Below are 6971 nucleotides of genomic sequence, written 5' to 3'. Positions count from 1 at the left end.
CATATGACATTCTTATCATTTAGGTTGAATCTAGATAAATTTAAAATCTATTTTCTTAATTTAGGTCAGAACTGACGTAAATCATGACATTAGCCTGTATATCGTGGGATTTCAAACTTATTGATGCCTCGATACCATTTGTATCCGTAATAATATTAAAAAGATCATTTTGGTCCAAAACCTGCTTAAAGAGCTTTAAATTTAATAAATCATCAATAGCTAGTATATTATTTTTTATGATAGCTCTCCTACAATGTATTGTAACTTAAATAGAAGTTAATTGATGTTACTTTGGTAACAATGCCTATTAATAAAATATGATACACGTCTAGTTTTGCTATAGACTACATTAAACTCAAAATAGTACTCATAGTTAACAGGCTATTTGATAACAACGATTAAAAGTAATCTAGTATATTGGTTGTTAATATTTTTATTCATGTTGTAAACTCAAAAAATTCTAGATATAAATGACGGTACTCTTTTGCGGAGCCTTGAGATATTAAGATTATTTTGCGCTTTCACTCCAATGGGCATCGAAGACTATATTTCAGCAATAATAAATCGAACACTTCACAAACATAGAGAACTACGACGTCGAAAAATTGTTCAATTTTTATGCTTATTGAAAGTGATTCTTTCAAGTGCTTTAGGTGAATTTGAAAAAGAAAGTCAAACCACGCCCATAAATAAAAAGCCCAAGGTTAATCATAACCTTGGGCTTTACCAACTAAGTTGGATTTTGGTACCGTCGTACCTTAACTCTCTCAAAGAATACTTCGAAATCAACAATCAAATCTTACCATTATGTTCAAGGTAAAGCTGTTACTTTAGTAACAACATTTTGCTTTAATTAGGACTACAACTTTTAATTATTTTATCTAATCAAACATACACAGTTGAAGCTGAGTTGCTTTGGTTACTTAACTTACCAAAAAAAGTAGGAACAATATAATTTCATATTATTATAGTGATTTTTATAAAACAACACAGTCATAATGAATGTAAAATTCGAAAAAGAAAGGCAACCTTAAAATAGACCAGCGTATGCTTCACAAAGCACTATTATTTTTATCGCTTGTAATGATAACCTCAATTATTACATTTTTTAGAGTTGGATAGTCTTGTTCAACTTTACTTTAGTGGAATACTTTTCATTACTCTTATCCATTCAGACATGGCGGATGGCTTAAGCATGCAAAGATCCAAGTATGCTCTTTTTGACACATCATTAAGATCATCTGAGCTGTAACCTATAATAATATTTTCGCCGTACAATCCGACATTTTCTTTAACAGTCTTCGCAAAACTATAACCGTCGAAGTCCGGAAGGTTTATGTCTGTAACAACGACATCATAATTTGTTTTTTTCATCTTCATTAGAGCCTCACCGCCATTACTAGAAATATCACATAGTAAGCCGATTTGGTTAAACTGGTTTTCTAAGATCAGTTGACTAATCTCATCATCTTCAACGATTAGTACTTTCGTAGACCGTCTTTCCATTCTTATTTCCCTCTCAAAAACCTCGATTTAACATTATCAATTTTTAATATAAGGACCTTTAATTTTCATCAAATCAATTATGTTAGAAACACCATATTTTTTTAAAATTCTAAACTTATAGGTACTTATCGTCTTAGGACTTAAGTATAATTTTTCAGCGATTTGTTTGTTAGTCATTCCCTCACACAAGTAAGACAACACTAATTCCTCTTTCTGTGTTATTTTTACAGATTCAAGTAAAGGGACATTCACACTAGTATTATGAGTCAAAACTTGAACAATAGTATTTTTAAGGGATTGAAAATCCATAGATTTAGTACAGAAGCCGTCAGCTCCAACTCTCTTTGCAATTGATAAGTTTGACTGGCTCTCTAGAGCGGTAAAAAAAATCAATTTTCCATTGTAACCTTCCGACTTAATTTTTCGATAAAACGAAAAACCATCTCCGACATCAAGTTGTATATCCAAAATAATCAAATCGACAGGTTGAGATATAATATGTTCCCGTGCTAACTCAGAATTTACAAAGTACTCAGAATTAAACCCTATTGATATTGCGTTTACCATATCACTCACCGCTTTCGCCACAATCGGATGATCATCTATTACTACTATTCTCCTATTTCGTCCTGAGTTCATTATCTATAATTTCTCGCTCAATATTGAAACGATCTTTTCAAAATCATAATTTCTCATCGCTAACCTTAACTTGTCTGAAGTGTGAGATAGGGATTGCTTATGGTCACTATGGGCAACTTTATATTCTAACATATATATTGACTCCATATCGTATTGTTTAGCGTAATTAATTATATCTACAATTTCTTCATCATCCATTTTGGAAAATTCTGAATATTGGATCGAAGTCGTGTTCAATTCAATATTTCTGCAAAGTTCAAAAATTGCTTCATTTAGACGCTCTAAGGTTCCCGTCTGATAGTTTGGTTTTTCCGACTCAACCTTGTTACATAGCTCAAAGACATATTCTAGTCCCAAACTACTAGAGGTACCTTTCAAAGTATGTATCGATATCTCAAACAACTCTTCATTCAGACTCAGTGACTTGTCCCCACCATATTTTTCTACAAACTTAGAAATTAAAGTGAGATATAATTCGACATTACCTCCACAGACTTTAAGCCCTTTATCAATATTTACTCCAGCAATATCTGAAAAATTCGAAAGAACAGTTGGAATATCCACACTAGTCTCATTATTCGTTAGGCATTTTTCTAATTCGAACCCCTTAACTTCACCTATCCAATAAGCTAATACTTTCAACATTTCATCGATATCAAATGGTTTGTTGACCACTGTATCCATACCATGTTCTTTTGCTTTTCTATTATCCTCAGGTAATACATTTGCAGTTAGAGCTATGATTGGAATGTCATTTAATTTCAGATCTTCACGGATTCTTTTGCTTGCTTTATAGCCATCCAATACTGGCATTTGACAATCCATGAGAATAGCGTCAAAATTTTTATCCTTATTGAGAATCTCAATAGCCATCATCCCATTATTAGCAACAACTGAATAAATTCCGTTCCGATTTAGTATTTCGACAACTAGCTCTTGGTTGATGAAGTTGTCTTCTACGATTAATATTCTAGCACCAATCAAATAATTTTTATCAAATAATTTCTTGTAATAAGAATAAATGGGTATTCGATTACGAGTATTTTTTGAGGTTACCACCTCCAAAATATCATCTTCATCGATAGGTCTTTCATAAACTTCAAAAGAGTCATTGTATTTTTTTGAATATTGCAAAGCATTATCGGAATTAGATACAAAAGCTAGCAAACTACAATGTTCTACTTTTAACTGATTCTTAACGTCTAACATGTTCACAATATCGTCATCATTAATATTGTCAAACACAAACATAATTGTAACTAGATGGGGTTCAAAAATAGCTTTGTCATTCTTATACTCTTGATAAGTGTAGTAATGACTTACAGAAGAATAGTAGTTATCATGCATGTTGTTAGCATGTTTTATTGACTCTCCAATTATAATTAATTTCTCATTACCTGAACCAATAGATAGATTTTGATTCATCAACTTTACCGGAATTACAACTTCGAATCGAGTCCCTTTGCCAACTTCACTCTTTACAGATATCGTTCCTTCCATCAATTCAACAAGGTTTTTGGTAATGGCCAGACCTAGTCCAGTTCCACCGTACTTTCTTGTTGTAGAACTGTCTGCTTGCGAGAAAGATTGATAGAGATGAAGAATCTGTTGCTCTGTCATCCCTATACCTTCATCTTCTACTTCAATCACCAAAAAACCTTGCTCGGTCGTTTCTTTAAGGAGATCTATCTTCACATTAACCAAACCGTTGTCAGTAAACTTTATGGCATTAGATAGTAAGTTTGTAATGACTTGCTGCAAGCGAAGAGGGTCACCAAAGACAAAACTAGGTAACCTTTCAGAAATATCAAAATTCACACAAGCATCTTTTTCAAAAGAATAGTTATCTGCTATCGAGGTTAGATTAGTGATTATTTCATACGGCGAAAATTTTACGCTTTCTAGTCTCAGTTTGTCAGCTTCGATCTTTGAAAAATCTAGTATATCGTTAATGATTCCTAATAATAGTTCTGCAGAACTATGAACTCTTGAAATATACTTTCTTTCTTTTCCATACAAACTTCCCTCTAGTGCTAGATGACTCATTCCGATAATGGCATGGATAGGTGTGCGTATTTCATGGCTCATTGTTGCTAGAAATTGTGATTTTGCCTCATTTGCTTCAATAGCATCTCGGTTTAAGGAATCTAAATTCTTAGCTAGGTCTTGTAGTTCTTTATTAGTAGTTCTAACTAGATATCCTAGAAAAATTATTGATATTACAAATATCAGGCCTCCAATTGAAATTACTCCAGCGACATTTTTTGCCTCAATCATGTCACTTTTACGCTCGTCCCTCATACTCACAATAATACGATCTATTTTCTTTGCTACCAAGATCATCTGCTTCGATGTTTTGTTCTTTTCATCAATTATAGAGGTTAGTTCAAAAAAATATTTCTTATATTCATATATTAAAGGAACTAACTGTTTCATCAAGTCTGCTTGCTCAACACTAATAACTGCTTCGTTCAACAAAGCTAAGTTAGTTTCTATTATCGCTAACTGATGTTCTACATTACTTTTGTTCTTTTCTTGTTTTAAATAATCTCGATATAAAAGGTAGTCCCTATCAGCTTGTCTCGAGTTATTAATTGCTTCCTCTATGGATACGATTAACTTTATATTTTTATCACTTTCCGACATTGAAGCCTTAATAAAATTAACCTTTTCCTCAGCTTTTTTATTTTCCAGAAGAGTGTATGTATTTATAGATTCTGATAAATCCAAAATATCATTATAGAATTCTAATTCGTTACCTTGAACATTGAATTTCTTTAAAACTCTCGATTCTATCAATAATCTTATATTTTTTATATCAATGTACTCTTCATCCTCTTTTGAAATATATTCCAGCTCTTTAATGTCTTTATCAAGAATGTCAAAAACATCACTTTCCCCATCCAATTCTGTATTCTCTTCGTTAAACTTAGCTAATAATGAAATAGAATTGGACACACGATCCAGCAAAGACAACTTTCTTAGTAATCGAATGACTTCATTATAATTTCGTTCAGAAACCTTCGAGTCAGAATCTCGATTGTTAAACTCAATGTCTCTTAACTTGTCGATAATATCGCTAGATTTCTGAGCGGAAGAAACCATACTTCTTTTTGATATAATCAAATCATCATTTAAGCTAACATAAGAAACAAACAAGTCATTGTATAAGTTAAGTTCAAACTTAATATTTCGAAGCTCTATGCTGTCTTTATTTATATTTAATTCTTCCGCCAAATTAAAGGCTTCGTTCATCATTTTTGTTGCTTCATAAAATGACTCTTGATTCAAATCTCTTGTGTACGAAAGTTCCTCTAACCTAGCTCGATCTAACGCCAATAGAATGCTACTTGCACCATCATACCTTTCAACCGTGTTAAAAAACTGATGTATGTTTACCCAGGCACTTATCCCAAAGGTTGTTAATATACTAACAACTAAGATAAAGATAAGTGTAATCCTCTTACTTTTGTCTATAGAATTATCTATATACAATTCTTTCATCAACCTTTCCAATTATCAAAAATTCTGATTCCATGCTCTATTACACAGTTTTTGACTTTAGCTCACCTAATAAAACCTAAACACGCAATCCAATTGACGATTGGTGGTACTCAGAAACAGCTATTTAGCGTCCTGGCATCAAACAAACAATGCATGCACATATACATATGTGCACATACAAACCAACATCTACAAACAGAATCGCTCCATTTGATTCTAGTTCAAAAAATGAAATTTACTCCAGAGCACTATGGCGAGTCTGATGATACACTAGATATAAAGCCTTTCTTGTAGGAATATACTTATTTTATGTCTGGGTCTTTCAAAAATCACGCAACTAAACAATCGCTTAAACGATTTGAAAGCCAGAGGATGCACTTTGATTCAAACTAGAAAAGAACTTTACTTACCTTTGGCCTCGCTGTGTAACAAGTTTTTCGATACAATTAGCCTCTCTTAAGCTTACTCAATCAAATAGCACATAATGATAAAATGTTCAAAAACGCACTCTTAGTTGATGATGACCCGATAGTAAGTATCATTTTAGCTGATATACTTGTACAATTTGGAATCAACGTAACCTCTCAAGCAACTGTACGTTCTTCGATAACACTCCTTGAAAAAAATGATTTCGACTTAGTGATTACCGATTTGGTTTTTCCTCATGAAAGCGGCTACGATCTCGCAAAATATATTTACACTAATGCCGCAAGTAATATCACTCTATTAGCTTCCAGCTCTGAACCTATTGATACCAGATACCTTCATTATTTTAAGGGTTTTGTCTCAAAACCATTTTGTCGGACCACGATACAAAATATACTATTTGAACAGAGCTTAAATAAAGCTAAAGCTCACCATTTCAACGACGTTGGAATAGATATATCAAATTACATCTGCGAGTTTTCGTCTCAAGCTCTTGAAGATCTAGCTGAAATAAAAAATTTGATTGAGACGGGTGACTTTATCTTTGCTCGAAAAATTATTCATAAATTAAAAGGTTCTTTTTTTATTTTCTCCCCTAACAGCGGAGCTATAGCTTTACTAGACAAATTAGTGAATCACCTATTGGGTACGAAGATTATGGACAATTCTACTCTAACAGACATTACTTTTTTGCTGGACGCGTGTAGAGAAATCACAATATCCATAATTAGAGATATTAGAAATTAGAGAACTCGCGTATAGCGTCAACCGGCGTTGTTGATCAAATCAGCTAAAGGACGTATCTATCCTACGGAACTTACCTGTTAGTTTCTAATAGGCATACCTAGTCCTAGGACTTTGTTCATTGCTTTGACGTTTGCTAACGCCTCACCAAC

General features: G+C 32.8%; 4 protein-coding genes. 1 reads left to right on the top strand and 3 read right to left on the bottom strand.

Annotated elements, in window-relative coordinates:
• Nucleotides 1-1134: 1134 nt before the first annotated feature.
• The 3 genes from HGG78_RS18125 to HGG78_RS18115 are packed head-to-tail and all read right to left on the bottom strand — an operon-like array spanning nt 1135 to nt 5649.
• Entirely contained in the window at nt 1135-1506 is a 372-nt protein-coding gene (locus tag HGG78_RS18125; RefSeq protein ID WP_172533742.1) for a response regulator, read from the bottom strand.
• Nucleotides 1507-1542: 36 nt separating this feature from the next.
• Complete coding sequence (locus HGG78_RS18120; protein ID WP_172533741.1) at nt 1543-2145, bottom strand: response regulator transcription factor; 603 nt, start codon at nt 2143-2145, stop codon at nt 1543-1545.
• 3 nt (nt 2146-2148) lie between these two features.
• On the bottom strand, nt 2149-5649 hold the full coding sequence (locus HGG78_RS18115; RefSeq protein WP_172533740.1) for an ATP-binding protein: 3501 nt from the start codon (nt 5647-5649) through the stop codon (nt 2149-2151).
• A 492-nt stretch (nt 5650-6141) separates the two neighbouring features.
• Here HGG78_RS18115 and HGG78_RS18110 point away from each other — a divergent pair, with 492 nt between their 5' ends.
• Nucleotides 6142-6822: an Hpt domain-containing response regulator gene (locus HGG78_RS18110; protein ID WP_172533739.1), complete on the top strand. Its 681-nt coding sequence runs from the start codon at nt 6142-6144 to the stop codon at nt 6820-6822.
• Nucleotides 6823-6971 lie beyond the last annotated feature (149 nt).

Origin of the sequence: Vibrio aestuarianus, assembly GCF_012395185.1 — a bacterium.
GTDB classification, from domain to species: domain Bacteria; phylum Pseudomonadota; class Gammaproteobacteria; order Enterobacterales; family Vibrionaceae; genus Vibrio; species Vibrio aestuarianus.
Note: the sequence above shows the minus strand (reverse complement) of the source record. Positions and strands in the feature narration are given on the sequence as shown.

What these genes read in the sequence shown, in the direction of transcription:
- HGG78_RS18110 (WP_172533739.1), top strand. Translation starts at nt 6,142, where the DNA reads ATGTTCAAAAACGCACTCTTAGTTGATGATGACCCGATAGTAAGTATC.
- HGG78_RS18115 (WP_172533740.1), bottom strand. Translation starts at nt 5,649, where the DNA reads ATGAAAGAATTGTATATAGATAATTCTATAGACAAAAGTAAGAGGATT.
- HGG78_RS18125 (WP_172533742.1), bottom strand. Translation starts at nt 1,506, where the DNA reads ATGGAAAGACGGTCTACGAAAGTACTAATCGTTGAAGATGATGAGATT.
- HGG78_RS18120 (WP_172533741.1), bottom strand. Translation starts at nt 2,145, where the DNA reads ATGAACTCAGGACGAAATAGGAGAATAGTAGTAATAGATGATCATCCG.